General features: G+C 70.8%; 21 protein-coding genes. 15 read left to right on the top strand and 6 right to left on the bottom strand.

Features of this window, described 5'->3' with window-relative positions:
- Nucleotides 1-83: 83 nt before the first annotated feature.
- Entirely contained in the window at nucleotides 84-3,740 is a 3,657-nt protein-coding gene (gene putA, locus ACT3CF_RS10295) for a trifunctional transcriptional regulator/proline dehydrogenase/L-glutamate gamma-semialdehyde dehydrogenase (protein ID WP_478422450.1), read from the bottom strand.
- 108 nt (nucleotides 3,741-3,848) lie between these two features.
- Between putA and ACT3CF_RS10290 the strand changes: the two genes are divergently transcribed.
- From ACT3CF_RS10290 to ACT3CF_RS10270, 5 genes are all read left to right on the top strand, one after another.
- Entirely contained in the window at nucleotides 3,849-4,310 is a 462-nt protein-coding gene (locus ACT3CF_RS10290; RefSeq protein ID WP_478422448.1) for an Lrp/AsnC family transcriptional regulator, read from the top strand.
- Nucleotides 4,311-4,343: 33 nt separating this feature from the next.
- Nucleotides 4,344-5,414, top strand: coding sequence for a D-cysteine desulfhydrase family protein (locus ACT3CF_RS10285; RefSeq protein WP_478422446.1), 1,071 nt, complete (start codon nucleotides 4,344-4,346; stop codon nucleotides 5,412-5,414).
- 48 nt (nucleotides 5,415-5,462) lie between these two features.
- Nucleotides 5,463-7,118 (top strand): SulP family inorganic anion transporter, encoded by a 1,656-nt coding sequence (locus tag ACT3CF_RS10280; RefSeq protein WP_478422444.1) that lies wholly within the window; start codon nucleotides 5,463-5,465, stop codon nucleotides 7,116-7,118.
- 81 nt (nucleotides 7,119-7,199) lie between these two features.
- Nucleotides 7,200-9,581 carry a beta-L-arabinofuranosidase domain-containing protein gene (locus tag ACT3CF_RS10275; RefSeq protein ID WP_478422442.1) on the top strand — a complete coding sequence of 794 codons (2,382 nt, stop codon included), beginning with the start codon at nucleotides 7,200-7,202 and terminating at the stop codon, nucleotides 9,579-9,581.
- Nucleotides 9,578-11,368, top strand: a complete 1,791-nt coding sequence (locus ACT3CF_RS10270) for a DUF885 domain-containing protein (RefSeq protein ID WP_478422440.1) — start codon at nucleotides 9,578-9,580, stop codon at nucleotides 11,366-11,368. The genes ACT3CF_RS10275 and ACT3CF_RS10270 overlap by 4 nt, the downstream gene beginning before the upstream one ends.
- A gap of 87 nt (nucleotides 11,369-11,455) precedes the next feature.
- Here the strand turns inward: ACT3CF_RS10270 and ACT3CF_RS10265 are convergent, their stop codons facing one another.
- Nucleotides 11,456-12,637 carry a M24 family metallopeptidase gene (locus ACT3CF_RS10265; RefSeq protein WP_478422818.1) on the bottom strand — a complete coding sequence of 394 codons (1,182 nt, stop codon included), beginning with the start codon at nucleotides 12,635-12,637 and terminating at the stop codon, nucleotides 11,456-11,458.
- Between the two features lie 93 nt (nucleotides 12,638-12,730).
- Between ACT3CF_RS10265 and ACT3CF_RS10260 the strand changes: the two genes are divergently transcribed.
- From ACT3CF_RS10260 to ACT3CF_RS10215, 10 genes are all read left to right on the top strand, one after another.
- The gene (locus ACT3CF_RS10260) at nucleotides 12,731-13,387 is read left to right on the top strand and encodes a GntR family transcriptional regulator (RefSeq protein WP_478422438.1); all 657 of its coding nucleotides are present in this window, start codon (nucleotides 12,731-12,733) and stop codon (nucleotides 13,385-13,387) included.
- Nucleotides 13,388-13,493: 106 nt separating this feature from the next.
- Nucleotides 13,494-14,144 carry a GntR family transcriptional regulator gene (locus tag ACT3CF_RS10255; RefSeq protein ID WP_478422436.1) on the top strand — a complete coding sequence of 217 codons (651 nt, stop codon included), beginning with the start codon at nucleotides 13,494-13,496 and terminating at the stop codon, nucleotides 14,142-14,144.
- A 155-nt stretch (nucleotides 14,145-14,299) separates the two neighbouring features.
- Entirely contained in the window at nucleotides 14,300-15,211 is a 912-nt protein-coding gene (locus ACT3CF_RS10250) for a dihydrodipicolinate synthase family protein (protein WP_478422434.1), read from the top strand.
- Nucleotides 15,212-15,479: 268 nt separating this feature from the next.
- Nucleotides 15,480-15,698: a hypothetical protein gene (locus tag ACT3CF_RS10245; protein ID WP_478422432.1), complete on the top strand. Its 219-nt coding sequence runs from the start codon at nucleotides 15,480-15,482 to the stop codon at nucleotides 15,696-15,698.
- A gap of 99 nt (nucleotides 15,699-15,797) precedes the next feature.
- Nucleotides 15,798-15,974, top strand: coding sequence for a hypothetical protein (locus ACT3CF_RS10240; protein WP_478422430.1), 177 nt, complete (start codon nucleotides 15,798-15,800; stop codon nucleotides 15,972-15,974).
- Nucleotides 15,975-16,143: 169 nt separating this feature from the next.
- Complete coding sequence (locus tag ACT3CF_RS10235; RefSeq protein ID WP_478422428.1) at nucleotides 16,144-17,235, top strand: radical SAM protein; 1,092 nt, start codon at nucleotides 16,144-16,146, stop codon at nucleotides 17,233-17,235.
- Entirely contained in the window at nucleotides 17,225-19,162 is a 1,938-nt protein-coding gene (locus ACT3CF_RS10230) for a RiPP maturation radical SAM C-methyltransferase (protein ID WP_478422426.1), read from the top strand. The genes ACT3CF_RS10235 and ACT3CF_RS10230 overlap by 11 nt, the downstream gene beginning before the upstream one ends.
- Nucleotides 19,159-20,373 (top strand): radical SAM protein, encoded by a 1,215-nt coding sequence (locus tag ACT3CF_RS10225; RefSeq protein ID WP_478422424.1) that lies wholly within the window; start codon nucleotides 19,159-19,161, stop codon nucleotides 20,371-20,373. The genes ACT3CF_RS10230 and ACT3CF_RS10225 overlap by 4 nt, the downstream gene beginning before the upstream one ends.
- Nucleotides 20,370-21,695 carry a hypothetical protein gene (locus ACT3CF_RS10220; RefSeq protein ID WP_478422422.1) on the top strand — a complete coding sequence of 442 codons (1,326 nt, stop codon included), beginning with the start codon at nucleotides 20,370-20,372 and terminating at the stop codon, nucleotides 21,693-21,695. Before ACT3CF_RS10225 ends, ACT3CF_RS10220 begins: the two co-directional genes overlap by 4 nt.
- Entirely contained in the window at nucleotides 21,692-22,576 is an 885-nt protein-coding gene (locus ACT3CF_RS10215) for an aKG-HExxH-type peptide beta-hydroxylase (RefSeq protein WP_478422420.1), read from the top strand. Before ACT3CF_RS10220 ends, ACT3CF_RS10215 begins: the two co-directional genes overlap by 4 nt.
- A gap of 10 nt (nucleotides 22,577-22,586) precedes the next feature.
- Here the strand turns inward: ACT3CF_RS10215 and rimO are convergent, their stop codons facing one another.
- The 4 genes from rimO to surE form a co-directional block, all read right to left on the bottom strand.
- Nucleotides 22,587-23,921 carry a 30S ribosomal protein S12 methylthiotransferase RimO gene (gene rimO / locus ACT3CF_RS10210; protein WP_478422418.1) on the bottom strand — a complete coding sequence of 445 codons (1,335 nt, stop codon included), beginning with the start codon at nucleotides 23,919-23,921 and terminating at the stop codon, nucleotides 22,587-22,589.
- Nucleotides 23,922-24,006: 85 nt separating this feature from the next.
- Nucleotides 24,007-24,351 carry a DMT family protein gene (locus tag ACT3CF_RS10205; protein ID WP_478422416.1) on the bottom strand — a complete coding sequence of 115 codons (345 nt, stop codon included), beginning with the start codon at nucleotides 24,349-24,351 and terminating at the stop codon, nucleotides 24,007-24,009.
- A 106-nt stretch (nucleotides 24,352-24,457) separates the two neighbouring features.
- Complete coding sequence (locus ACT3CF_RS10200; protein ID WP_478422413.1) at nucleotides 24,458-25,591, bottom strand: peptidoglycan DD-metalloendopeptidase family protein; 1,134 nt, start codon at nucleotides 25,589-25,591, stop codon at nucleotides 24,458-24,460.
- 154 nt (nucleotides 25,592-25,745) lie between these two features.
- Entirely contained in the window at nucleotides 25,746-26,510 is a 765-nt protein-coding gene (gene surE / locus ACT3CF_RS10195; protein WP_478422411.1) for a 5'/3'-nucleotidase SurE, read from the bottom strand.
- Between the last annotated feature and the right edge of the window lie 62 nt (nucleotides 26,511-26,572).

The following is a 26,572-nucleotide window of genomic DNA, read 5'->3' as shown; positions in this document are numbered from 1 at the left end:
ATCGCTCTTAATAGTCAATCGCAAGAACTTTTGCGCCCGGTACGGCGGCGGCGCGACCCGAGCCGCGCCGCCGCAGCACGGGGTCAGGCGATCGCCATCAGGCTGGCATTGCCGCCCGCAGCGGTGGTGTTGATCGAGGTCGACACCTCTTCGACGAGCAGCAGCGGCGCATAGGCGGCCGCGCCATGAGCGGCGAGCGCGGTGCCCGACGCCGCCTGCACCGCGATCACCGCGCCGGGAAGCGCGGCAAGCGCGGTCTGCGCGGCGATGACGGCATCGCCTTCGCCCTCGATCAGCGCGGCGGCGCAGCCCTGGCCCTCGGCCAGCGTTTCCGCCCATTCGATGCGCGCGGCGACTGGCGCGGGCGCGCCGTCGAGCGCGCGCCGCAGCGGCGCGGCGGCAACGATGCGCGCGCGGTTGCCCGTCGCGAGGATCGCGCCGAGCTGGGCGAACAGCCCCGCCTCGGTCGCGGGAACGGCGAGGATGCGGCCGCGCGGGGCAAGCGCATAGAGGTTGCGTTCGCCGACCGGCCCGTCGAGCACGGCTTCGACGCCGAGCGGGATCGTCGCCGCGAGCGCGGTGAGCGACGCCGCGGCGGGCGCGGCCCGCTGAGCGAGCCAGTCGGCAAGGGCGACAAGCGCAGGATCGGCCGCGTCGGCAGGCGCGAGCGCGGGCGTGGCGCCGCCGCGCACCAGCCGGCCGAGATAGAGCGGGCCGCCCGCCTTGGGTCCGGTTCCCGACAGGCCGCGCCCGCCAAAGGGCTGAACCCCGACGACCGCACCGATGATGTTGCGGTTGACGTAGCGGTTGCCCGCCTCGATCCGGCCGAGCACCTGCGCGATCGTTTCGTCGAGCCGGGTGTGGAGGCCGAAGGTGAGGCCATAGCCGGTGGCGTTGATCGCATCGACCAGCGCGTCGAGATCGTCGCGGCGATAGCGCAGGACGTGGAGCACGGGGCCGAACACCTCGCGTCCGATCGCGTCGATCCGGTCGATCTCGATGATCGTCGGCGCGACGAAGGTGCCGTGCGCGGCGCTTTCGGGCAGCGGAAGCTGCTCGATGCGGCACCCCGCGGCGCGCATCCGTTCGACATGCGCGTCGATCGTCGCCTTGGCCTCGGCGGTGATGACGGGGCCGATATCGGCGGCCAGCCGGTCGGTGCGGCCGATCGACAGTTCGTGCAGCGCGCCGCGCAGCATCGTGAGCGTGCGGTCGGCGACCTCCTCCTGAAGGCAGAGGATGCGCAGCGCCGAGCAGCGCTGGCCCGCGCTGTCGAATGCCGAGGCGAGCACGTCGGCGACCACCTGTTCGGCGAGCGCCGAGGAGTCGACGATCATCGCGTTCTGCCCGCCGGTTTCGGCGATCAGCGGCACCGGATGGCCGTCGGGCGCGAGCCGCGTCGCGAGCTGGCGCTGGATCGCGCGGGCGACCTCGGTCGAGCCGGTGAACATCACCCCGGCGACGCGCGGATCGGCGACGAGCGCGGCCCCGACCGCGCCGTCGCCCGGCACGAGCTGAAGCACCGCCTGGGGCACGCCCGCGGCATGGAGGACGCGCACTGCCTCGGCGGCGATCAGCGGCGTTTCCTCGGCGGGCTTGGCGAGGACCGGGTTGCCCGCGACGAGCGCGGCGGCGAGCTGGCCGGTGAAGATCGCCAGCGGGAAGTTCCACGGGCTGATGCACGCGACCGGGCCGAGCGGGCGCGCGTCGGCGGCGAGCGCGGTGCGCGCCTGTTGCGCATAATAGCGCAGGAAGTCGACCGCCTCGCGCACCTCGGCGATGGCGTTCGACATCGTCTTGCCCGCCTCGCGCGCGATCAGCCCGAGCAGGTCGGGCATCGCCGCCTCGAGCGCGTCGGCGGCGCGATCGAGACAGGCGGCGCGATCGGCGACGGGGGTGGCGGCCCAGCCGGACGCGGCGTCGGCGGCGCGCGCGACCAGATCGGCGACGGCGGCGGGCGCCAGCTCGATCACCTCGCCGACGATGTCGCGGTGATCGCCCGGGTTGCGCACTGCGCGCGGCGTGCCGGTGCCCGGCGTTCCCGCGACGCGCGTGCGGGCCAGCCCCGCCTGGAGCGCGGCGTCGAGCGCGGCGAGCCGGGTCTCGTCCGAAAGATCGAGCCCGGCGGCGTTGCGGCGGCCGGGGAACAGCGCCTGCGGCAGCGCGATCGCGGGATGCGGCGCGCCGGGTTCGGGCATCGCGCGCACCTCCGCCGCCGGGTCGGCGAGCAGCGATTCGACGGGCACCGAGGGGTCGCCGATGCGGTTGACGAACGACGAGTTGGCGCCGTTTTCGAGCAGCCGGCGGACGAGATAGGCAAGCAGCGTCTCGTGCGTGCCGACGGGTGCATAGATGCGGCACGGGCGGTCGAGCCCGGCCTTGCCCACCACCTGGTCGTAGAGCGGCTCGCCCATGCCGTGCAGGCACTGGAACTCATAGCGGCCGATCGCGAAATCGGGGCCGGCGAGGTGGTAGATCGTCGACAGCGTCTGCGCGTTGTGCGTCGCGAATTGCGGGAAGATATGGTCGGTCGCCGCCAGCAGCTTGCGCGCGCAGGCGATATAGGCGACGTCGGTATGCACCTTGCGCGTGTAGACCGGGAAGCCGGGCAGCCCGTCGACCTGCGCGCGCTTGATCTCGGCATCCCAATAGGCGCCCTTGACCAGCCGGACCATCAGCCGTCGACGGCTGCGCTGCGCCAGATCGATCAGCCAGTCGATCACGAAGGGGCAGCGCTTGCCATAGCCCTGGACGACGAAGCCGAGACCGTCCCAGCCGCCGAGGTCGGGATCGAAGGCAAGCGTTTCGAGCAGATCGAGCGAGAGTTCGAGCCGGTCGGCCTCCTCGGCGTCGATGTTGATGCCGATATCGTACTGGCGCGCGAGCAGCGCGAGCGAGCGGACGGTGGGGATCAGCTCTTCGGCGACGCGGTGCGCCTGCGCCCGCGAATAGCGCGGGTGGAGCGCCGACAGCTTGATCGAGATGCCCGGCCCGGCATAGACGCCGCGCCCGGCCGATGCCTTGCCGATCGCGTGGATCGCCTGTTCATAGTCGCGGCGATAGCGTTCGGCGTCGGCGGCGGTCGTCGCCGCCTCGCCGAGCATGTCGTAGGAATAGGCGAAGCCCTTGGCCTCGAGCGTGCGCGCGCGGCGCAGCGCCTCGTCGATCGTCTGGCCGGTGACGAACTGTTCGCCCATCATCCGCATCGCGAGGTCGACGCCCTTGCGGATCACGGGTTCGCCCGCGCGCGCGATCAGCCGGCCGAGCGCGGCGGCGAGGCCGCGGCCGTCGGTGGGCGTGACGAGCTTGCCGGTGACGACGAGCCCCCAGCTTGCCGCGTTGACGAAGAGCGAGCGCCCCTCGCCCAGATGCGCCTTCCAGTCGCCGCCGGCGATCTTGTCGCGGATGAGCGCGTCGCGCGTCGCGGTGTCGGGGATGCGCAGCAGCGCCTCGGCGAGGCACATCAGCGCGACGCCCTCTTCGCTCGACAGCGCATATTCCTGGACGAGCCCCTGGACGCCGCCGAGATTGGGCCGCGCGCGCAGCCCCTCGATCAGCGTGCGCGCGGTGCCGGCGATGCGCGTGCGCAGCGCGTCGGGAAGCGTCGCGGCCTCGATCAGCGGCGCGAGGCATTCGGCCTCGGGGCGGCGATAGGCGGCGGTGATGGCCTGGCGCAACGGCCCCTGCTCACGAAGCGGCGGGGCGAAGCGGGCGAAAAGCGGGTCGATGGAGCCGGTCATGCGCCTGCTGTAACATCGTTGGCCGCAGGCGTTCCGACTTTGTGAAGGCGGTTTCATAGGCTAAAGCACCAAAGATCGGCCGGAGGCGTGCCGGAAACGAGGGCGGACATGGCGGATTTGGACGATCTGGACAAAATCGACCGGCGGATCATCGACGCGCTGGTCGAGGACGGGCGGATGACCGTCACCGAACTCGCGCGGCGCGTCGGCCTGTCGAAGACGCCGTGCCAGTTGCGGCTGCGGCGGCTGATCGACAACGGCTATATCCTGGGGTTTCGTGCGGTGATCGACCCGCGCAAGCTGGGGCTCGACCATATCGCCTTTGCCGAGGTGAAGCTTTCCGACACGCGCGAGGCGGCGTTGCAGGCGTTCAACGCCGCGGTGCGCCGCATCCGCGAGGTGGAGGAGTGCCACATGATCGCGAGCAGCTTCGACTATCTGCTCAAGGTGCGCACGTCGGACATCCACCGTTACCGCGAAGTGCTGGGCGAGAAGATTTCGAGCCTTCCCAATGTCGCCAGCACCTCTACCTTCGTCGCGATGGAGACCGTGCGCGACATCGGGCGATGACCGCGCGGCCGACGCACGGGCGGGAGGCGCAGCATGGCGGACGACGGCGGGGTTGAACTGACGGGGCTGGCGCGGTTCGCGCGCGTCGCGCTGCTCGCAGGGCCGACGCCGATCGAGCGGCTGAACGGCCTCGAGCGGGCGTTGCGCACGCGCCATCCGGGGCGGCCGATCCCGGCGATCCACGTCAAGCGCGACGATCTGGGACCGATCGGCGGCGGCGGCAACAAGCTGCGCAAGCTGGAATTCCTGCTGGGCGCGGCGATGGCGGAGGGCGCCGACACCTTCCTGACCACCGGCGCGCGCCAGTCGAACCACGCCCGGCTGAGCGCGGCGGCGGCGGCGCGGATGGGGCTGGCGTGCGAACTGTTCCTGACCGACAGCGTCGACCGGCAGGATGCGGCGTATCGCGACAACGGCAATGTGCTGCTCGACGCGCTGTTCGGCGCGCGGGTCCACCGGCTGCCCGCGGGGGCCGATGCGCTCGCGGCGGCGCAGGCGCGGGCCGAGGCGCTGAAGGCGACGGGGCGGCGCGGCTATGCCGTCGGCGCGGGCGGATCGTCGCCGGTGGGCGCGCTCGGCTATGCCGACTGCGCACGCGAGATCATGGCGCAGGAGCGTGCGGCCGGAATCCGCCACGCCCGGATCATTGTTCCGAACGGCAGCGCGGGAACGCATGCCGGGCTGGCCGCGGGGATGGCGGCGCTGGGCGAGCCGCCCGCGCGCATCCTGTCGTTCGCGGTGCTTCAGACCGCGCCCGACGCGCAGGCCGAGACGCTGGCGCTCGCCCGCGCGACGCTGGCGCTGCTCGCGCCCGGCGCGACGATCGCGGCGGACGACATCGTCGTCGACGGGCGCGCGCGCGGGCCGGGCTATGGCGTGCCCACGGCGGCGATGCTGGCGGCGGTGCGGCTGGTCGCGCAGGCCGAGGGATTGCTGCTCGACCCCGTTTATAGCGGCAAGGCGTTTGCCGGGCTGATCGCGATGATCGCCGAGGGCGGTTTTGCCGAGGGCGAGCCGGTGCTGTTCCTGATGACCGGGGGCGTGCCGGGGCTGTTCGCCTATCAGCCCGCCTTTGCCGGGGACGAGGCGGGTGCCGGCGCCTAGGGCATCTTCCGGCTTGCCAGCGGGCCGCCGCCCGTTAAGCCCCGCGCGATGACCGAGCCCGCCCGCGCACCCGCGCCAGCCCCGTTGCCGTGGCGAACCGACCTGGTCGCCGGATTGTCGGTGGCGGCGCTCGTGCTGCCCGAGGCCGTCGCCTATGCCGGGATCGCGGGGCTGGCGCCCGCGCGCGCGCTGGTCGCCGCGGTGATCGGCTGTGCCCTTTATGCGATGCTGGGCGGCAGCCGCTTTGCGATCGTCTCGCCGACCTCGTCCTCGGCGGCGATCCTGGCCGCGGCGCTCGCCACGCTCGACGTGCCGCCCGAGGCGCGTGCGGGGATGGCGACGGTGGCGGTGCTGCTCGTCGGGCTGTGCTTCATCGCCGCGGCCGGATTGCGGCTGGGCGCGCTGGCAAGCTTCATCTCGCGCCCGGTGCTGCGCGGCTTTGCCTTCGGCCTCGCGCTGACGATCGCGCTGCGCCAGTTCCCGCTCGCGCTGGGGCTGGGCGGGATGCCGGGTGACGTCGCGCGGCTGGTGCCGGCGCTGGTCGCCCGCGCGCACGAGGCCAATGCGGCGAGTGCGCTGGCGGCGGCAAGCGCGCTCGCGGCGCTGCTGGCGCTGCGCCGGTGGCACGGGGTGCCGGGATCGCTGGTCGTGCTGGCGGGCGGGATCGCCGCGACCGGCGTGTTCGGGCTCGACCGGCTGGGCGTGCGGCTGGTCGGCCCGATCGACCTGAGTTTCGAAGGGGCGATGCCGCGGATCGAATGGTCGATGCTGGGGCAACTGATCCAGCTTGTCGCGCCGCTGGTGCTGATCCTGTTTGCCGAAAGCTGGGGGACGATCCGGTCGCTGGCGCTGCGCCACGGCGACGAGGTGGCGCCCGCGCGCGAGCTCGCGGCACTCGGCCTTGCCAACCTGGCAAGCGCGATGGGGCAGGGGATGCCCGTGGGCGCGGGCTTTTCGGCCGGTGCGGCGAACGAGGCGGCGGGCGCGCGATCGCGGCTGGCGGCGATGACGAGCGCGGCGGCGCTGGCGCTGGCGCTGGTCTTTGCCCGCGACTGGATCGCGCGCATCCCCGAGCCGGTGCTGGCGGCGGTGGTGATCGGTGCGCTGACGCACGCGCTCGACCCCGCGCCGCTCACGCGGTTGTGGAAGATCGGGCGCGACCCGTTGATCGCCACCGCGGCGGCGGCGGGGGTGATCGCGTTCGGCGTGGTGCAGGGGATGCTGCTGGCGGTGCTGCTGTCGGTGATCGCATTCCTGCGGCGGCTGGCGGCGCACGACGTCGCGCGGCTGGGGCAGATCCCCGGCACGCACGACTATGTCGACGTCGCGCGCCACCCCGAGGCGGTGCTGGTCGCGCAGGTGGCGGTGTGGCGGCCCGCCGAGCCGCTGTTCTTTGCCAATGCCGAGCCGATCCTGGGCGAGATCGCGCGGCGCACGCCCGCCGACGCGCCGTGCATCGTGCTGAGCCTCGAGGAGAGCTTCGACCTCGACAGCACCGCGCTCGACGCGCTGATCGAGTTCGAGCAGCGGCTTGCCGCACGCGGCACGCGGCTGTTGCTCGCCCGCGCGCGCGACCATGTGCGCGACCTGATCGCCCGTGCCGGGCGGAGCGACCTGGTCGCGCGCAGCCACTATAGCGTCGCCGATGCGGTCCGCGCCGCCGAGGCGATTGCGAGCCAGCCGAGCGGGGCCAAGAATTTGTAGGAGTTAATCCGCGACCCGTTGACCCTTTCCGTAGCGCCCGATAATCGTATACGGTATTTTGATAATGAGGGAGAGCGGCGGATGATGGCGAGCAATCGACGCGAATGGATGGTGGGCGCGGCGGCACTGGCGCTGATGAGCGGCGCGCCGGGCGTCCGTGCCGCAGCGGCGACGCGGGCGGCGCTGCCCGCGAGGGCCAAGCCGCTGCCGCTCGCCGCGGTGCGGCTGCGCCCGTCGGACTATGCCGACGCGGTGGCGGTCAACCTCGCCTATCTCAAGCGGCTCGAACCCGACCGGCTGCTCCACAATTTCCGCAAGTTCGCCGGGCTGGACCCCAAGGCGCCGATCTATGGCGGGTGGGAAAGCGACACGATCGCCGGACACACGCTGGGGCATTACATGACCGCGCTGGTGCTGATGCACCAGCAGACGGGCGACGCCGAATGCCGGCGCCGCGCCGACTATATCGTCGACGAGCTGGCGCTGGCGCAGTCGCGGCGCGGCAACGGCTATGTCGGCGCGCTCCAGCGCAAGCGCAAGGACGGCAGCATCGTCGACGGCGAGGAGATTTTCGGCGAGGTGATGCGCGGCGACATCCGTTCGGGCGGGTTCGACCTCAACGGTTCCTGGTCGCCGCTCTATACGGTGCACAAGCTGTTCGCGGGGCTGCTCGACGTCCACGGCGCCTGGGGCAATGCGCGCGCGATGCAGGTGCTGCTCGGGCTGGCGGGCTATTTCGAGCGGGTGTTCGCCGCGCTCGACGACGCGCAGATGCAGAAGCTGCTCGGGTGCGAATATGGCGGGCTCAACGAGAGCTATGCCGAACTTTACGCGCGGACCGGCGACAAGCGCTGGCTGGCGGTCGCCGAGCGCATCTATGACCGGCGCGTGCTCGACCCGCTGGCGGCCCGCGAGGACAAGCTCGCCAATTTCCACGCCAACACCCAGGTGCCCAAGCTGATCGGGCTGGCGCGCATCCACGAGCTGACCGGCAAGCCCGAGCCGGCGGTGGCGGCGCGCTTTTTCTGGGAACGCGTGACGCAGCATCACAGCTATGTGATCGGCGGCAATGCCGACCGCGAGTATTTCGCCGAGCCCGACACGATCGCGACGCACATCACCGAGCAGACGTGCGAGCATTGCAACACCTACAACATGCTCAAGCTGACCGAGCATCTCTATGGCTGGCAGCCCGACGGCGCGCTGTTCGATTTCTACGAGCGCGCCCACCTCAACCACGTCATGTCGGCGCAGCACCGCAAGACCGGCGGCTTCACCTATATGACGCCGCTGATGACGGGCGCCGACCGCGGCTATTCGAGCAGCGAGGACAACGAGTTCTGGTGCTGCGTCGGCAGCGGGATGGAGAGCCACGCCAAGCACGGCACGGGCATCTTCTGGGAAGGCGAGGGGGCGCTGATCGTCAACCTCTATATCCCCGCCGAGGCGCAGTGGCGCGCGCGCGACGCGCGGCTGGTGCTCGACACGCGCTATCCGTTCGAGCCCGAGGCGCGGCTGACGCTGGCGGCGCTGGCCCGCCCGGCGCGCTTTCCGGTCGCGCTGCGCGTTCCCGGCTGGGCGGCGGGCAAGGCGATGGTGCACGTCAACGGCAAGCCGGTCGCCCCTAGCTTCGAGCGCGGCTATGCCATCGTCACGCGGCGGTGGCAGGCGGGCGACGTGGTGGCGATCACGCTGCCGCTCGAGCTGCGCACCGAGTCGGCGCCGGGCGACCAGGACACGATCGCGTTCCTGCGCGGCCCGATGGTGCTCGCCGCCGACCTGGGTCCGCGCGAGACGCCGTGGGAAGCCGCCGATCCGGCGATGGTGGGCGCGGACCTGCTCGCCGGGTTCAGCGCGGTCGATGCCGGCCAGGCGCGCTATGTCGCGCGCGGCGTGGTGCGGCCGGGCGAGCTGACCTTCGTGCCGTTCTTCAGCCAGTTCGACCGGCGCAGCGCCGTCTATTTCCGGCGGTTCACCGAGGCGGGCTGGAAGGCCGAGGAGGCGGCGTTCCTGGCCGAGCAGGCGCGGCGGCGCGACATCGCGGCGCGATCGGTCGACGTGATGCACCTGGGCGAGATGCAGCCCGAACGCGACCACGACCTCAGTTCGGAACTGTCCTATCCGGTCAGCTATCGCGGCCGGAACGGGCGCGACGCGCGTTCGGGCGGCTTTTTCGAATTCAACATGAAGGTGCGGCCCGGGCCGCTGGTCCTCCAGGCGAGCTATTGGGGCGGCGAGCGGCCGCGCGAGTTCGACATCCTGGTCGACGGGACCCGCATCGCCACGCAGAAGCTGACCGAGGACCGGCCGGGCAAGTTCTTTGACGTCGAATATCCGTTGCCCGAGGCACTGACCGCGAACAAGAAAAGCGTTCGCATCCGGTTCGTGCCGCGCCAGGGCAACACGGCGGGACCGGTGTTCGGCGTGGTGCTGTTCACCGCCAGCAAGGGGGAAAAGGCATGACCAGATCGCTTCTCACACTCGCGCTGCTGGGGGCCGCGGTGACGGCGCCGCTGCCGCTCGGCGTCGCCGCGGCCGACGCCGCGCCGGTGCGCGCCAAGAAGGCGGTGAGCGCCGACGCGCGCTTCAAGGCGATCTATACCAGCGAATATGCGTGGCGGCTGAAGCTGCTCGGCCCGTCGGAGGACGGCCCCAAGGCCGAGAGCGCAGGGTTGCCCGATGTGGGGCCGCAGACGCAGGCGGCCAAGCTCGCACGCTGGACCGAAGTGGCGCGCCAACTTGCGGCGATCGACCCGGCGACGCTCTCGCCGCGCGTCCGCATCGACTATGCGGTCTACAAGGGGCAGATCGACGCGTTGCTCGCCGAGCAGCGCTATCGCGAATATGAAAAGCCGCTCAATGCCGATTCGAGCTTCTGGGGCGAGATCAACGAGGCGGCGCGCGGGAGCTTTCGCACCGAAAAGGACTATCGCGACTATCTGGCGCTTATGCGGAGCATTCCGCGGCATTACGACCAGCAGATCGCCAATATGCGCGCGGGCCTGGCGCGCGGCTTTACCCCGCCCAAGGTGACGCTGACCGGCCGTGATTCGGGCGTGGCGATCGTCGCCGAAGCCAAGTCGGTGCAGGATTCGCCCTTTTATGCGCCGTTCCGCAACTTTCCGGCGGTGATCCCCGAGGCGCAGCGCGCCGAGCTGCGCGCCGCGGGCGAGGCGGCGATCCGCGACGCGGTGCAGCCCGCCTATGCCCGGCTGCTCCAGTTCCTGCGGACCGAATATTTCCCCGGCGCGCGCACGGGGCTGGCGGCCTATGACCTTCCCGACGGGCGCGCCTATTACCAGTCGAAGATCCGCGAGTTCGTGACGCTCGACCTTCCGCCCGAACGCATCCACCAGATCGGCCTCGACGAAGTGGCGAAGATCCGCGCGCGGATGGGCGAGGTGATGCGCCAGGTGGGGTTCCAGGGCGACCTGCCGGCCTTTCTCGAGCACCTGCGCACCGATCCCAAATTCTATCCCAAGACGCCCGAGGAACTGCTCTATCGCGCGGCGTGGATCGCCAAGACGTTCGACGGCAAGGCGAGCCAGTGGTTCGGGCACCTGCCGCGCAGCCGGTTTGCGATCAAGCCGGTGCCGGCGGACATCGCGCCCTTTTACACCGGCGGGCGCGGCGGGCCGGGCATCTATCTGGTCAACACCTACAACCTGCCGTCGCGGCCCTTTTACCAGCAGGTCGCGCTGACGCTGCACGAAAGCGCGCCGGGACACGCTTTCCAAATGCCGCTCGCCGCGGAGAACAAGGACCTGCCGCAGTTCCGGCGCGACAGCTATATCTCGGCCTATGGCGAGGGCTGGGCGCTCTACAGCGAGGCGCTGGGCGAGGAAATGGGGATGTATGAGACGCCCTATGACCTGTTCGGGATGCTGAGCTATCAGATGTGGCGTGCGGCGCGGCTGGTGGTCGATACCGGCGTCCACACCAAGGGCTGGAGCCGCGAGCAGGCACAGAAGTTCCTGCGCGACAACACCGCGCTTTCGAACCACGAGATCGAGACCGAGGTCGATCGCTATATCGCGTGGCCGGGCCAGGCGCTGAGTTACTACATGGGCGCGATCGCGATCCGCGACGCGCGGGCGCGGGCCGAAAAGGCGCTGGGACCGAAGTTCAACATCCGCGCCTTCCACGACGCGGTGCTGGCGCTGGGCTCGGTCCCGCTGCCGGTGCTCGACCAGCGGGTCGACGCGCTGATCGCCGCGGGGGGCAAGGGCCCCTATCCCGACGAGGAATGACCGCGCCGGGGCGGGCGCGGCGTCGCCGCCTCCCGCCCGTCGCATGGGGCCGGTCGGGCCCCGACCCCGCTCACGGCCCGGCGTCCGTCAGGGAAAGGGCGCGTCGATCGCCACCTGCGGCTCGGTGAACCATGCCGCGCCGTCTTCGGTGACGTGGAAATGGTCCTCGAGCCTGACGCCGAAGCGATCGGGGACGACGATCATCGGTTCGTTCGAGAAGCACATGCCGGGCGCCAGCGGCGTGCGGTCGCCGCGCACCAGATAGGCCGGCTCGTGGATCGACAGGCCGATGCCGTGCCCGGTGCGGTGCGGCAGGCCGGGCAGGCGGTAGTCGGGGCCAAGCCCGGCGCTTTCGAGCACCGCGCGCGCCGCCGCGTCGACGGCCTCGCACGGTACGCCCGGCGCGACCGCGGCAAAGGCCGCCGCCTGCGCCGCCTTTTCGAGCGCCCAGATGTCGCGCACCTTCTGGTCGACGGTGCCGAAGGCATAGGTGCGCGTGATGTCCGAATGATAGCCCGCGACGCGGCAGCCGGTGTCGACGAGCACCAGGTCGTTCTCACCGAGCCGCTGATCGCCGGGAAGTCCGTGGGGATAGGCGGTGGCGCGCCCGAACTGGACGATGCAAAAGGTCGATCCGCCGCCGCCGATGGCGCGGTGCGCGGCGTCGATGAAGCGGACGACCTCGCTCGCCGCGATGCCGGGGCGCAGGATGCGCGCGGCGCGGCGCTGTACCTCGAGCGTCATCGCCTTGGCGCGGGCGAGGCAGGCGAGTTCGGCGGGGGACTTGACCCGCCGGCACCCGTCGATCGCGGGCGCACCGTCGACGATGCGCAGCCCGGTCGCGCCCAGCCGCAGACCCCATTGCACGGGCAGCAGCGGATCGAGCGCGAGCGTCGCCCCCGGTGCCAGCGCGCGTGCGGTGGCGGCGATCGGATCGGCATCCTCTTCCCAGAGGATCAGGTCCGCCGCGATCCTGAGATCGGCTTCGAGCGTGCCGCGTTCGAATGCCGGCGCGACGATCGACGCGCCGCCCGTGACCGGCAGCAGCAGCGCGACCATGCGCTCGCTCGCCCCCCAGGGCACGCCGGTGAAATAGCGCAGGCTGGCGCCGGCATGGACGAGCAGCGCGTCGGCACCCGCCGCCGCGGTGAGCGCGCGTGCGCGTTCGAGGCGCTCGACATATTCGCCATTTTCGATCACGGGGGTGTCGCCGGGCCAGGGCACAATTGCGGCAAGTTCCCGATCGAAATCCGATCCGCCGATCTGCATCATTCTTCCTTCCGCACCTGTCGAGGGGCGCCTTGCGCCCCACCGCGCAGTATCGTATACGATATATAGAACAGAAGTGGTTTTGATCGTCAAATGAGTATCGTCGTCCGCACGCTCGCCGAACGCGTTTTCGAAGTCGTTCGCGAACAGATCATCACCGGGCGTATTCCCGAAGATCAGCCGATCCGCCAGGACGCGCTCGCCGCCGAGCTGGGGGTCAGCAAGATCCCGCTGCGCGAGGCGCTGGCGCGGCTCGAGCAGGAAGGGCTGCTGACCAGCCACGCCAATCGCGGCTATTTCGTCCAGCCGATGTCGGCGGCGCAGGTCGACGAGATCTATGCGCTGCGCCTGCAGATCGAGCCGGCGGCGGGGGCGTATGCCGCGATCCATGCCGGGCCGGCGGAGCGCGAGGCCGCGCAGGCGGCGTTCGAGCGGCTCGACCGCGCGGCGTCGAGCAACCTTGCCGAAGTGGCGCGGTGCAACCGCGACTTCCACAGCGCGCTCGTGCGTTGCGAGGGGCGCGCGCTGACGCTCCAGCTCGTCGAGCGGCTGGCGGTCTTTGCCGAACGCTATGTCGTCGCGCATCTGGAGCCGGCGGGCCGCGATGCGCGGGCGCATCTGGAGCATCGCGAACTGCTCGATGCTTGGCTGGCGCGTGACGGTGCACGCGTGGCGACGCTGCTCGAATCGCATATCCGCAGCACGCTCGACGACCTGCACCAGCAATTCTCGATCGCCGCCGCGGCCTGACGGCGCGCGGTTTGCAGGCGGCAAGGGGCGTGCTGCCTCGGTTGCGCGGGCAACGGGCTTTGCCTAGGATAAAGGCCCGTCTCTCCTGCAAGATTGGCCTGCCCGCATGAGCCTGGTCGTTCGAACGCTCTCCGATCAGCTCGTGACGCTGGTGCGCGATCGCATCCTGTCGGGACGCGTTCCTGCCAACGCCGCGATCCGCCAGGATGCGCTGGCGAGCGAATTGGGGATCAGCAAGATCCCGCTGCGCGAGGCGCTGGCGCGGCTCGAGCAGGAAGGGCTGCTCCAGTCGCAGGCCAATCGCGGCTTCTTCGTCCGCGCGCTGAGTACCGCCGAGGCCGAGGAAGTCTATGCGCTTCGCCTGAAGCTCGAACCCGAGACCGCGGCGCTGGGCGCCGAGCGGGCGACCGAGGACGACCATCATGCCGCGCGCGAGGCGCTGGCCGCGCTTCGTACCGCGATGCAGGCCGATGCGAGCACCGTGCCCGCGCGCAACCGCGCCTTTCACCTCGCGCTGCTGCGCCCGAGCGGCCAGTCGCTGACGACGAGCTTCCTCGAACGGCTGCACGTGCTGGCCGAGCGGTACGTCCGCAAGCACCTGGAGCCGACCGGCCGCGAGACGCGTGCCGAGGACGAGCATCGCACGATGTTCGACGCATGGCTCGCGCGCGACGGCGATGCGGTTCGCCGGTTGACCGCCGCGCATATCCAGGGCGCGCTCGACGACCTGCGCGTCCAGCTCGACGCCGCGGGCTGAGCCGTCCGGCGCAAGCCGCCCCGCCGTTCCCATCACGATTTCCGCCGCCGCCCCCGGTCGCCCCGGCGGGGCTCTTGCTGCGCCTGCGAATTGCGATTGGCAAAGGCAATCATATATCGTATACGATTCCTCGTCATAAGAACATGGAGGAACAAGTGACGTTGAGCAGGGCCTTGTGGACGGGAGTTTATCCGGCGGCGACGACGCAGTTTGCCGCGGACGGGTCGGTGGATCTGGCGGCGACGGCGCAGGTGGTTCGCGCGCTGGTGGACGACGGCGTGACGGGGGTGATCCTGCTGGGGACGTGCGGGGAGAACAACTCGCTGGAGCCGGAAGAGAAGCGTGCGGTGCTGCGCGCGGCGGTGGAGGCGGTGGAAGGCCGGGTTCCGCTGATCGCGGGGGTGTCGGAGTTCACGACGGCGCGGGCGATCGCCTATGCGCGCGATGCCGAGGCGATCGGGGTGAACGGGCTGATGCTGCTGCCGGCGATGGTCTATGTGCCGACGCCGGCCGAGCTGTGCACGCATTTCCGGATGGTGGCCGAGGCGACGGGGCTGCCGATCATGCTGTACAACAACCCGCCCGCGTACCGGGTGTCGGTGGATTTCGCGACGCTCGACGCGCTGGTCGAGGTGCCGAACATCGTGGCGGTGAAGGAAAGCGCGCCCGATCCGCGGCGCTTTACCGACATGATCAACCGTTACGGCGACCGTTACCAGGTGATGGCGGGGCTCGACGACGTGGCGCTCGAAGGGCTGCTGCTGGGCGCGAGCGGCTGGGTATCGGGGCTGACGAGCGCGTTCCCGCGCGAGTCGGTGGCGCTGGTCGCGGCGGCCGAGCGCGGCGACTGGATCGAGGCGCGGCGCATCTATCGCTGGTTCATGCCGCTGCTCCACCTCGACGCCGAGCATGACCTGGTCCAGTCGATCAAGCTCGCCGAGCAGATCATGGGCCGCGGCAGCGAACGCGTCCGCATGCCGCGCATGCCGCTCGCCGGCGAACGCCGCCGCCAGGTCATCGCCATGGTCGAACAATGCGCCGCTACCCGCCCCATCGGCGACGCCTGAACCCAGCGCGCCGGACCCAGGGCGGGTCCGGCGCCGCACTAGCGCCCGGCCGGGCGTCGCGGCGCGCGCGGACGATGCGCGCCGAAAGAACCGAAACGGTTCAACGAAGATCAACAAAAGCAACCGGTTCAAATTTGCGGCGAATGTAATTCGACGAACCGGATATCTTCGTCCCTAATGGTTCATATTTACCTTTGTGCTTTTCTGATCTTGTCACATCATCTTGGTGCGGTTGGCGATTCGCTGCCGTATTGAACGGGAGGGTGTGATGAGTAGCGTTACGATCGACTATGACAAGGCGAAGGCCGCGGTGGCTTCGCTTGCCGGCAATCTTCCGACCGAAGACGAGATCCGCGCCGATCTGCAATCGTTTCTTGCCCGCTTCGGCGTGGTGATCGACGATGCGATGAATGCGCATCTGCTCGGCCGGCTCAAGGCCGCCGACGCCGCCGCCGTCCAGGCCGGCACGATCCATATCGACGCCTGATCCGTCTCGCCCGTCCGGCATCGGCGACGAGCGCCCGGCTCGCCGACCGGCCGTGTCGGGCATCGATCGGGTGCCTGTCCTCGATTTCAGGAGAGCGTCATGGAACTGACCAAGATCGTGCCGGCGGCGTCGCCGGCCAGCGCCGAAGACATCAAGCAGCTGCTCGCCGCGTCGGGCCTCACCATCGACGATGCGATGGCCGAAGGGCTGCTCGCGCGGCTCGATGCCGGCCATGCCGGCGCGCTCCAGGCCTCCGCGATCCATATCGACGCCTGAGCGGTGAACGGGCGCGGTGCCGCGAGGCGGTACTGCGCCCGGCATCGCGGCTTCCCGGACGTGGCGCGGGGCGGGCGGGACCGGACCCGGTCGCCCATCAATGCCGCACCCGCGAGCCCGGCCGAGCCGACCGATACAGATCCCCGGCAGACGGGGACGAGGGGGGAGGATGCGAACGACGTCGCTGTTCGCCGCGTCACCGCGCGAACTCGTCATCAACGTCACGCTGCAATGTCCGCTGCGCTGCAGCCATTGCTGCTTTTCGTCGGACATGTTCAAGCTGGGCCATCTCGACGGCGACGGCGCGGTGCAGGCGGTGCGCGAGGCGGCCGCGCTGGGCAGCTTCGAGATCGTGCATTTCGTCGGCGGCGATCCGTTCCTCCATCCCGACATCATGCAGCGCGCCTTTGCCGAGGCGCGGGCGCGGGGGCTGGCGGGGGGCGCGACGACGAGCGCCTTCTGGGCCAAAAGCCTCGATCGCGCGCGGACCATGCTGCGCCCGCTGGTCGCCGCGGGGCTGACCGAGCTCACGCTGTCGCACGACGATGCCCATGCCGCCTTCGTCCCGGTCAAATGGGTGCATCATGCGATGCGCGCCGGGCTCGAGCTGGGGCTGGCGATCCGGATCGCGGTGACCGTGGCGCCCGGCGCGGCGGTGACGGCCGAGACCGTGCGGTCGCAGCTGCGTCCCGATGAGGCCGCGCGCGTCGCCGTCTATGCGGTGCCCGTCAACGAGACCGGGCGCGCGGCCGAGACCGGGAGCGCTGCGGCGGCGGCTGCGGCGGGCGCCGACGATGTTCCCGCCGTCTCGGAAGCGCCCGACGATGCCGCGAACGCGCCGTGCCATTCGGTGCTGCGCACTTTCACCGTCACGCACGACGGCGACGTCCAGCCGTGCTGCGGCGTGTTGCCCCAATATCCGGGATTGCGCGTGGGGCAGCTCGCGACCGGGCTGACGGCGGCGGTCGAGGCGGCGTGCGCCGATCCGCTGTGGCAGTGGCTGGCCTATGAAGGGCCGGCCGCAGTGCTGCGCGCCATCGGAGGCAACGCGGTGGGCTGCGCCGGGGTGTGCGCGGCGTGCGACCGCATCTTTCGCGATCCGGCGCGCGTCGCGGCGGCGCGCGCGGCGGCGGAGGGGCAGCGTGCGCGGCTTGCGGCCTATGGCGCGGCGTTGCGGCTGATGGCGCAGGTGCTCGAAACGCCCGGCGATGTGGTGCCGGTCGCCGCGACGACTGCCGACGGAGTCGTCCATGCCGCCTGACCTGCTGCTCTGTACCGCGCCGGTGATGTCGGTCGTCCGCCCGTCGATCGGGCTGGCGCTGCTCCAGGCGGCGGTCGAGGCGCGGGGGCACCTTGTCGAGACGCTCTACCTCAACCTCGACTTTGCCGAGGCCTGCGGGCTCGACCTCAACGAGCAGCTTGCCGAGCGGACCCCGGCCGAACTGCTCGTCGGCGACTGGATCTTTCGCCCGGGCGTCGGGCCGGGCGGAAGCGCCGAGGCGCAGGCGGCGCACGATCAGGCGATCGCGACGCTGTGCGCGCGCCGGGGCATCCCCGACCTGCACCCGCTGCGCGACACGCTCGCCCCGGGCTTCGTCGCCGCGGCGGCGCGCCGCATCGCCGAGCGGGCGCCGGCGATCCTGGGGTTCAGCACGATGTTCCAGCAGACGATGGCGTCGCTGGCGATCGCGCGTGCGGTCAAGGCGCTCGATCCGCGGATCGTCATCGTCTTCGGCGGCGCCAATTGCCACGGGCCGATGGGGCGAGCGTTGCTGCGCAACTATCCGCAGATCGACCATGTCTTTACCGGCGAGGCCGATTTCAGCTTTCCGCAATGGGTCGACCATGTCCTCGACGGTGCGATCAGCGGGCAGGCGGTGCGCGGCATCGACGGCGATACCGGGGGAATCGGCGCATTGAGCGATCCCGCGACGGGCGAGCCGGCGCCGGTCGTCGCGCTCGATGCGACGCCGATCCCCGAATATCGCGACTATTTCGCGCAGATCGCCCGGCTGAGTGACCGCGCGCGGATCGAGGTTTCGCTGCCGTTCGAGGCGTCGCGGGGCTGCTGGTGGGGGCAGAAGCACCACTGCACCTTTTGCGGGCTCAACGCGGGCGGCATGGCGTTCCGCGCCAAGTCGGGCGGCCGCGTCGTGACCGAGATCGCGACGCTGTACGCCCGCCACGGCGTGTCGCGACTGGCGGCGACCGACAATATCCTGGGCCAGCGCCACCTCGACACGGTGATGGGCCCGCTCGCCGAGCTTCCCGAGCCGCGCCCGGCGCTGTTCTTCGAGGTCAAGGCCAATCTCGACGAGCGGCAGATGCGGCGACTGGCCGAGGCCGGCGTCACGCACGTCCAGCCGGGGATCGAAAGCCTGTCGGACGCGGTGCTGCGCATCATGCGCAAGGGCGTCGGGACGCTCCACAATCTGCGCTTCCTGCGCAATTGCCGCGAACTGGGGCTGGCGGTCACCTGGTCGATCCTCCACGGCTTTCCCGACGAGCCCGCCGAAGCCTATCGCGACATGGCGGCGCTGGTCCCGGCGCTGACGCATCTGCCCCCGCCGACCGGCCTTTCGGCGGTCCGGCTCGACCGGTTCAGCCCCAATTTCGAGCAGGCGGCGGCGATGGGCTTCACGGGCGTGGTGCCCGCGCCGGCCTATGCCGCGCTGCACGCGCTGCCCGAGGAAGAGTTGCGCGCGCTTGCCTATTTCTTCGAAGGCGAGGCGCGGGGGGCGGCGCCCGAGGCGGCGATCGCGCCGCTGCGCACCGCGGTTGCCGCGTGGCGTGACGGCTGGGCAGGCGGGGCGCCCGCGCAACTGGGCTTTGCCCGGCTCGGGTCGGATGCGGGGATGCTGGTGCGCGATACGCGGGCGATCGCCGGCGAGGTGCCCTATCACTATCTCGATCCCGCTGCGGCCGCGCTGATCGACGCACTGCGCGAGCCGCGCGCGATCGACGCGGCGATCGACCGTGCGCTGGCGGCGCGGGGTGGCGGCGCCGAGGGGCGAACCGCGTTGCTTCGCGCGTTCGATCAGCTGCTCGCGACGCGGCTGGTCGTCGTGATCGACGGCGTCGCGCTCGCACTGCCGATCGATACCGCTGCGGCGCGCCCGGGAACGCGGCAAAGCCCGCTCGGCGCGCTTGCGGCGCCGATGCCCGCAACCGAAGCGAGGGTGCCATGACGGTCGAGGTCCGCCCCATCGGCGAGAAGTGCAACATCAAGTGCGTCTATTGCTATCAGGAGGGCGTGCGCGCGGCGGGCAATGTCCGTTCCGATTATCGCGTCGGGGCGATGATCGAGCGGCTGGAAGCCGTGGGCGAGCCCTTCACGCTGTTCGGCGGCGAGATCATGCTCGTCGACCGCGAAGATCTCGACGCGCTGCTCGCCTATGGACGCGAGCGGCATGGGGGCAGCGGATTGCAGACGAACGGCACGCTGGTCGGTCCGGACGATCTCGACCGTTTTGCCGATTATCAGGTGCGGCTGGGCATCTCGATCGACGGGCCGGGACCGCTCAACGACGCGCGCTGGGTCGGCAGCCTTGCCGCGACGCGACGCGCCACCGCGCGGACCGAGGGGCTGATCGCGACGCTGATCGAGCGCGGGCGGCCGCCGACGCTGATCGTCACGCTGCACCGCGGCAACGCCAGCGCGGCGCGGTTGCCGTTGCTGTGCGGATGGCTCGGCTTTCTGGACCGCGCGGGGATCCGGCGGGTCCGGCTGCATCTGCTCGAGATCGACGATCCGGCGGCGGGCGAGGCACTCGCGCTGTCGCACGAGGAGGGCCTGGCGGTGCTGCGCCGCCTGCGGTCGCTCGAACGCGGGTTCAGCGCGCTGCGTTTCGACCTGTTCGACGAGATCAAGGCGATGCTTCGCGGCGACGATGCGGCGACGTCGTGCGTGTTCCACCCTTGCGATCCCTATGCGACGCGCGCGGTGACGGGTGTGGAAGGCGACGGGCGACTGACCAATTGCGGACGCACGAACAAGGACGGTCAGGGCTATCTGAAGGCCGAAGGGCAGCGCTATCTGCGCCAGATCGCGTTGCATCAGACGCCCTATGCCGAAGGCGGGTGTCGCGGGTGCCGGTTCTTCCTGATGTGCAAGGGCAATTGCCCCGGCATGGCCGAACAGGGCGACTGGCGGCTGCGAACGCGCGATTGCGCGGTTTGGCTGGGGCTGATGACCGATGCCGAGGCCGAGCTTGTCGCCGAGGGTGAACGGCCGCTGAGCCTTGCTTCCGACCGTGCGGCGATCGAGGCGCTGGCGATCGCGGCGTGGCGCGAGGGGCTGGCCCCGACGATTGCCGCGTTGCGCGCGACGGTGAGCGCGGGTGCGGTGACGGTCGCGGTGGACGAAGCGGCCGCCGATGCCGCAGCGGTGGCGGCATGAGCGCCCGGCTGCTGTGGCCGCGAAGCACGGGGGAGGGCAGCGCGCTGCTGCCCTGGCGGATCGGCTGGGCGAGCCCGCAGGCGCGCGACCTGTGGGCACCGCGGCTCGCGCGGTTGCGCGACGTGGCGCTTTCGGCCGAGCTGGCGCTGGTGGCGCGCGGCACGGTCGGGCACACGATCGTGCGCGCCGAGGCAGAGGCGGTGCCGGCGCTGATCGCGCGTGCGACGGCGCTGGGGCTGGCGGCGATGCCCGTCGCGGCGGTGATGCGGCCAGGCGCCGATGGCGAGCGGCGGCTGGAATGCGACCTGCGCATCGGCCAGCGTCCCGATGTCGACCTGCCCGACTGTTGCGCTGCCGCCCGCGCCGCACGGCGAGGGCCGCTCGACGGGCTGGGGACGGCGGGGCGTGTCGACAGCGCGCATTGGCTTCTGGGGCTGCTCGGCATCGGGCCGTTGCGCCATGCGCCCTGCCACGCCGGATGCCGGGCGACCGCCGAGCGGATCGCGGGCTTCCGCGCGGCCATGGCGGCGGTGGACGAAGCGGCCGTGCGCTGGATCGACGCGATGGGCCGCTGGCCGGTGCAATGGTCGGTGGCGGCGGGGATCGGCGAACTGACCACCCCGGTGTTTCGCTATGCCGTGCTGCTGGAAGGTGCCGCCGCGCAGCGGATCGAGGCGGGCCATCGCATCGCTGCCCCGGCGCGCGAACCCGCCGAGACGCGCCATGCCGCGGTGCGCGTCGCCGCGGCGATCGCCGATGACGATCCCGGGCCGGCGCTGTTCGGCGAATGGACCGGGGGCCATGCCGACGGCTATTCCCTACGCGCCCAATGCGCCGCCATCCTGTGGCAATCGGAGGCGTTTCTGGCGCGTTCGCGGGGAAAAGCGCTCCATTATCCGTGCGGTGACGCCGTTCTGCTGCAAATGCTGGCAGACCGGAATCCGCGTTGGGAATTGACCGGGATCGATCCGGCGGCCGGTGCGGTCGCGGCGGCGCGGCAGCGATTGAAGGGGCGCAAGGCGACGCTGATGGTCGGGCGGTTGCCGCCGGACGAACCGGACGCGGATGCTGCCAAGGATCCGGCGCTTGCGCGCGTCGCCTTTGTCGGGCTGGGCGCGCTGGCTGCGGCACCGGCAGCCGAACGCGCGGCCTGGGCGGCGGCGCTCGGGGCCGATGGCGCGACGGTGATCGGCTATACCGACGACCGTGCGCGGGCACGTCATGGCGATCTGGCGAGCCTGGCGGATGCGGCGGGACTGGCGATCGCCGAACGACTGTCGGGCCACAGCGTCGCGCGGATGACGGCGCGGGTGCCCGCATGAGCGGCATCGCGACGGGAACCGCCCCGGCGGTCGAAGCGGCAGGCGCGACGCCGCAGGCGATCGACTGGGCGCGGATGGCCGAGCCGCAGGACGACGGCTATGACATCACCGTCACCGCCGCGCTGATGGATGCCGAGCCGATGCCGTGGCATGCCGCCGACGCGCGGTGCGACCGGATCCCGCTCGGCGCGCATCCGCGCATCGCCGAGGGGCGTGTGGCCGTCGGGTTCGACGGCCCGCCGCTGATGCCGTTGCCGCGGTTCGAACCCGTGCCGGGCGTGCCGGCGACGCTGACCGAGGCGGTGGCGCGGATCGGCTGCTGGCCGGCGATGGCGGCGCAATGGCCGCGGATCGTCCACCGCGTCGAGCCCTATGACGACATGACGCGCCCCGCGCTCGGTTCGTGCAGCCACAACCAGGCGGCACGGTTCGGCGTGATCGGGCTGACGACGGGATGCCCGCTGGGCGTCGCCCAGGCGATCGTCCACGAAGCGTCGCATCACAAGCTGCGCGCGCTGGGCGTCGACAACGAGGCCGCGGTGCGGATCGTCCGCAACGACCCCGAGGCGCGCTTCTTCAGCCCGGTCGTCGGGACGCTGCGCCCGATGACCGCGGTGCTCCACGCGCATTACGCATTCCTGCACGTGCTGACGCTCGACCTGAAGATGTTCGCTGCGTTCGGCGAGCGGCGCGGGGAGCTGGCGACGCTGATCGCGCGCAACGCCCCCCGGCTGGCCGCAACCGCGCGGACGATCGCCGACGCGATGGCGACCGATGCCGCGGGCGAGGCGTTCATGGGCGCGATGCTGGCATGGACGCGGCGCGTTCTGGCCGAGGCCGATGCGCTGCTCGCCGTGCCGCCGGGGCACCGCATCGGCTGACCCGCGCGGATCAGTCGGCGAGCGGGACGCCGTACAGGTCGTGTTCGTCGGCATCCTCGATCACGACGCGCACGATGTCGCCGGGGGCGAGGTGGCCGGCGTCGCGCAGGAAGACCTCGCCGTCGATCTCCGGCGCGTCGGCCTTGCTGCGGCCGGTGGCGCCGCCTTCGGCATCGACCGCGTCGAGGATCACGTCGAGCGTGCGGCCGATCTTCGCCTGGAGCTTGGCCGCGCTGATCGCCGCGGTCTTTTCCATGATCCGGGCGTAGCGCTCTTCCTTGACCGCCTCCGGCACCGCGCCGGGGAGATCGTTGGCCGCCGCGCCCTCGACGGGTTCGAAGCGGAACGCGCCGACCCGGTCGAGCTGCGCCTCGTCGAGCCAGTCGAGCAGATACTGGAAATCCGCCTCGGTCTCGCCCGGGAAGCCGACGACGAAGGTCGAGCGGATCGCGAGATCGGGGCAGATCGCGCGCCAGTCGCGCAGCCGTTCGAGCACCTTGGCCTCGTTCGCCGGGCGGCGCATAGCGCGGAGCACCGACGGACTGGCGTGCTGAAACGGAATGTCGAGATAGGGGAGCACCAGCCCCTCCGCCATCAGCGGGATGACCTGGTCGACATGCGGATAGGGATAGACATAGTGGAGCCGGACCCAGGCGCCGAGTTGGCCGAGTTCACGCGCCAGATCGGTCATGTGCGGCACGACCTCGCGCCCCTTCCACGGGCGCGGCTCCTTGCGGATGTCGATGCCATAGGCCGAGGTATCCTGGCTGATCACCAGCAGCTCGCGCGTGCCCGCCTCGACCAGCTTTTCGGCCTCGCGCAGGATGGCGTCGGGGCGGCGGCTGACCAGATCGCCGCGCAGGCTGGGGATGATGCAGAAGCTGCAGCGATGGTTGCAGCCTTCCGAGATCTTCAGATAGCTGTAGTGGCGCGGGGTCAGCTTGAGCCCGCTGTCCGGCACGAGGTTGACGAAGGGCGAGGGCGGCATCGGCGCCGCGCTGCGCACCGCATCGACCACCTGTTCGTACTGGTGTGCGCCGGTGACGGCCAGAACCTTTGGAAAGCGGTTGCGGATCAGCTCGGCTTCCTGGCCCATGCAGCCGGTGACGATCACGCGGCCGTTTTCGGCGATCGCCTCACCGATCGCCTCGAGGCTTTCCTCCTTGGCCGAATCGAGAAAGCCGCAGGTGTTGACGAGCACGACGTCGGCGCCGGCATAATCGGGCGACATCGCATAGCCGTCGGCACGCAGCTTCGTCAGGATGCGCTCGCTGTCGACCAGGTTCTTGGGACAGCCGAGCGACACCATGCCCACCTTGGGCACTTCGGGGAGTTTGGTTGCCATGATTGGCGCGCCACATAGGCGTTTTGCAGAAAATTGCTAGGGCAGAGCCGCGCCGCGGCGGTTTTGCAGCGGTTTTGCGACGGCTTCAGCGGCCGGTGCGGAAGAGGAAAAACGCGCCCGCCGCGATGAGGACGAAGCCGATCAGCTGATTGAACGTCACCTTCTGCCCCAGATAGAGCGTCGAGAAGCCGGCGAAAACGCTGAGCGTGATCACCTCCTGCATCCCCTTGAGCTGCGCGGGCGCATAGACCTGGGCGCCGATCCGGTTGGCGGGGACGGCGAGGCAATATTCGAACAGCGCGATGCCCCAGCTGACCAGGATCGCCGCGATCAGCGGGGCGTGACGAAAGCGCAGATGGCCGTACCAGGCGAAGGTCATGAAGATGTTCGAGGCAAAGAGCAGGGCGACGGGCGCGATCCGTTCGAACATCGGGCATTACCTTCGCAGCGGCAGCGGGACGGGAAGCGCGAGGGGGTAGCCGGACGCGCAGCGGCAATAAAGCGGAATGCGCCGCGCCGCCCGGGTGCCGGCGCGATCAGCGCGCGGGCAGGCGCGAAAGCGGATCGACCGGCGCGCGGCCCTGGCGGATCTCGAAATGCAACTCGGGACGCTCGGCATGGCCCGAATTGCCCGAAAGCGCGATCATCTGACCCTTCTTCACCGACTGGCCGCGCTGAACGAGCAACTGGCTGGCATAGCCATAGACGGTGGTGGTGGCGTTGCCGTGCTTGAGGATCACGAGACCGCCAAGCGCCGGTACGTCGCTGCCGACATAGGCGACGACGCCGTCCGCCGCTGCGAGCACCGGGGTATCGAGCGGGACAGCGATGTTGATGCCGTCGTTGCGCTCGCCGCTGCGGCCGGGGCCGAACCGGGTGACGACATTGCCCTTCACCGGCCAGGCGAACAGTCCGCTGGGGCGCGTCGCCGGTGCGGCGACGGGCGTGGTCGACGGCAGCACGCGCGCCGACGAGGCGATCGGCCGCGCGGGCCGCGCGCGCGCCGCGATCGCGGGTTCGCCGCCGGTGACGATGTCGTCGATGTCGATATGAAAGCGCGCGGCGCGCTGTTCGAGCGTCTCCGGCCCGGTATCGGGGATCAGCAGCCGCTGGCCGGTGCGCAGGATATAGGGCTCGCCGAGCGAATTGGCCGCAATGATCCGCGACCAGGGAACGCCATAGGCCTGGGCGATCGCAATGCCGGTTTCGCCGTCGCGAACCAGGTGATAGCGGCCGCCGGGGATGGTGAGCCGCTGTCCTTCGCGGATGACATAGGGCGGCTGGAGCGCGTTGGCGCGCGCGATCGCATCGGCGCCCGCGCCGGTCCGCACCGCGATCGAGCCCAGCGAATCGCCGGGAGCGACGACATAGCTGGTGCTGGCGACGGTGCGTGCATCGGGCGTGACGCGCCGCGCGACCCAGGCGGGCGGCGGCGCCGGCAGCGCGCGCACGTTGCGATCGAGCGCGCGGCGTTCCCATTCGGCGTCGAGATTCTGCGACGGGGCAGGACGGCGCGATGCGGCGGGGGCAGCGGGCGCGCGCCCCGAACGCGTGTCGCCCGCCGCCTGGCTGTCGGCCGTCACCGAAGCATCGGCCGCAGGCGGTGCGGGCGGGTCGTAATCGGCCCCGCGATAGGCAGGCTGGGGAATGCAGCCCGCAAGCAGCAGCATTGTTGCCAGCATAGCCGGACTGAAACCCGTGTTTGCGCGCGACCCGTTCATTGGTTCCCACCTAATCATGATCGGGCGGGCCGGGAATCAGTCGCGTTCGTCCCGTTTTGATACGTGTGTGCCGTAGGGGCAAGACACCCGCAGGCGGCCGGACCTAACGATAGGCCTGTTCGACGCGCGCCAGCGACTCGCGATGAGTCAGATCGAGGTGGAGCGGGGTGACGGTGACATAGCCCTGATCGATCGCTTCGAGATCGGTGCCGGGTTCGGGTTCGTGCGGCTGGCGCCCCATGGCGAGCCAGTAATAGGGGAAGCCGCGCGGATCGGTGCGCTTGTCGAGCGCGACCCGGCCATAGTCGCGCAGCCCCTGCGACACTGCGCGGATGCCCTGCACCGCGTCGGGCGCGACGGGCGGGAAGTTGATGTTGACGAGCGTGCGCGGCGCCCATTCCATCGCCAGCAACGGCGTGATCGCGCGCGCGCCCCACGCCTCGGCCGTATCGAACGGAACGGTGTCGCCCATCCCCGACTGGGCATAACGCTGGCTGAGCGCGATCGAGCGGATACCCGCCAGCGCGCCCTCCATCGCCGCCGAAACGGTGCCCGAATAGCTGACGTCCTCGCCCAGATTGCCGCCGCGATTGACGCCGGAGAGGATCAGGTCGGGCGGGCTGCCCTTCATGGCCTCGGCCAGGGCGAACATCACGCAGTCGGTGGGCGTGCCGCGCACCGCGAAGCGCCCGTCGCCGTGGCGGCGGACGCGGAACGGCTCGGTCAGCGTCAGCGAACGGCTCTTGCCCGACTGTTCCTCGGCGGGCGCGACGACGGTGATGTCGTCCGACAGCGTGCGGGCGATCCGTTCGAGCACGGCAAGGCCGCGGGCATGATAACCGTCGTCATTGGTGAGCAGGATCCGCATCGCTTTCCTTTTCCGCCGTTCGAACTTGCCCGGGGCCGGTGCCGGAAGCGGCGCAGCGCCGC

The sequence above is a fragment of the Sphingomonas chlorellae genome, assembly GCF_056485145.1.
Note: the sequence above shows the minus strand (reverse complement) of the source record. Positions and strands in the feature narration are given on the sequence as shown.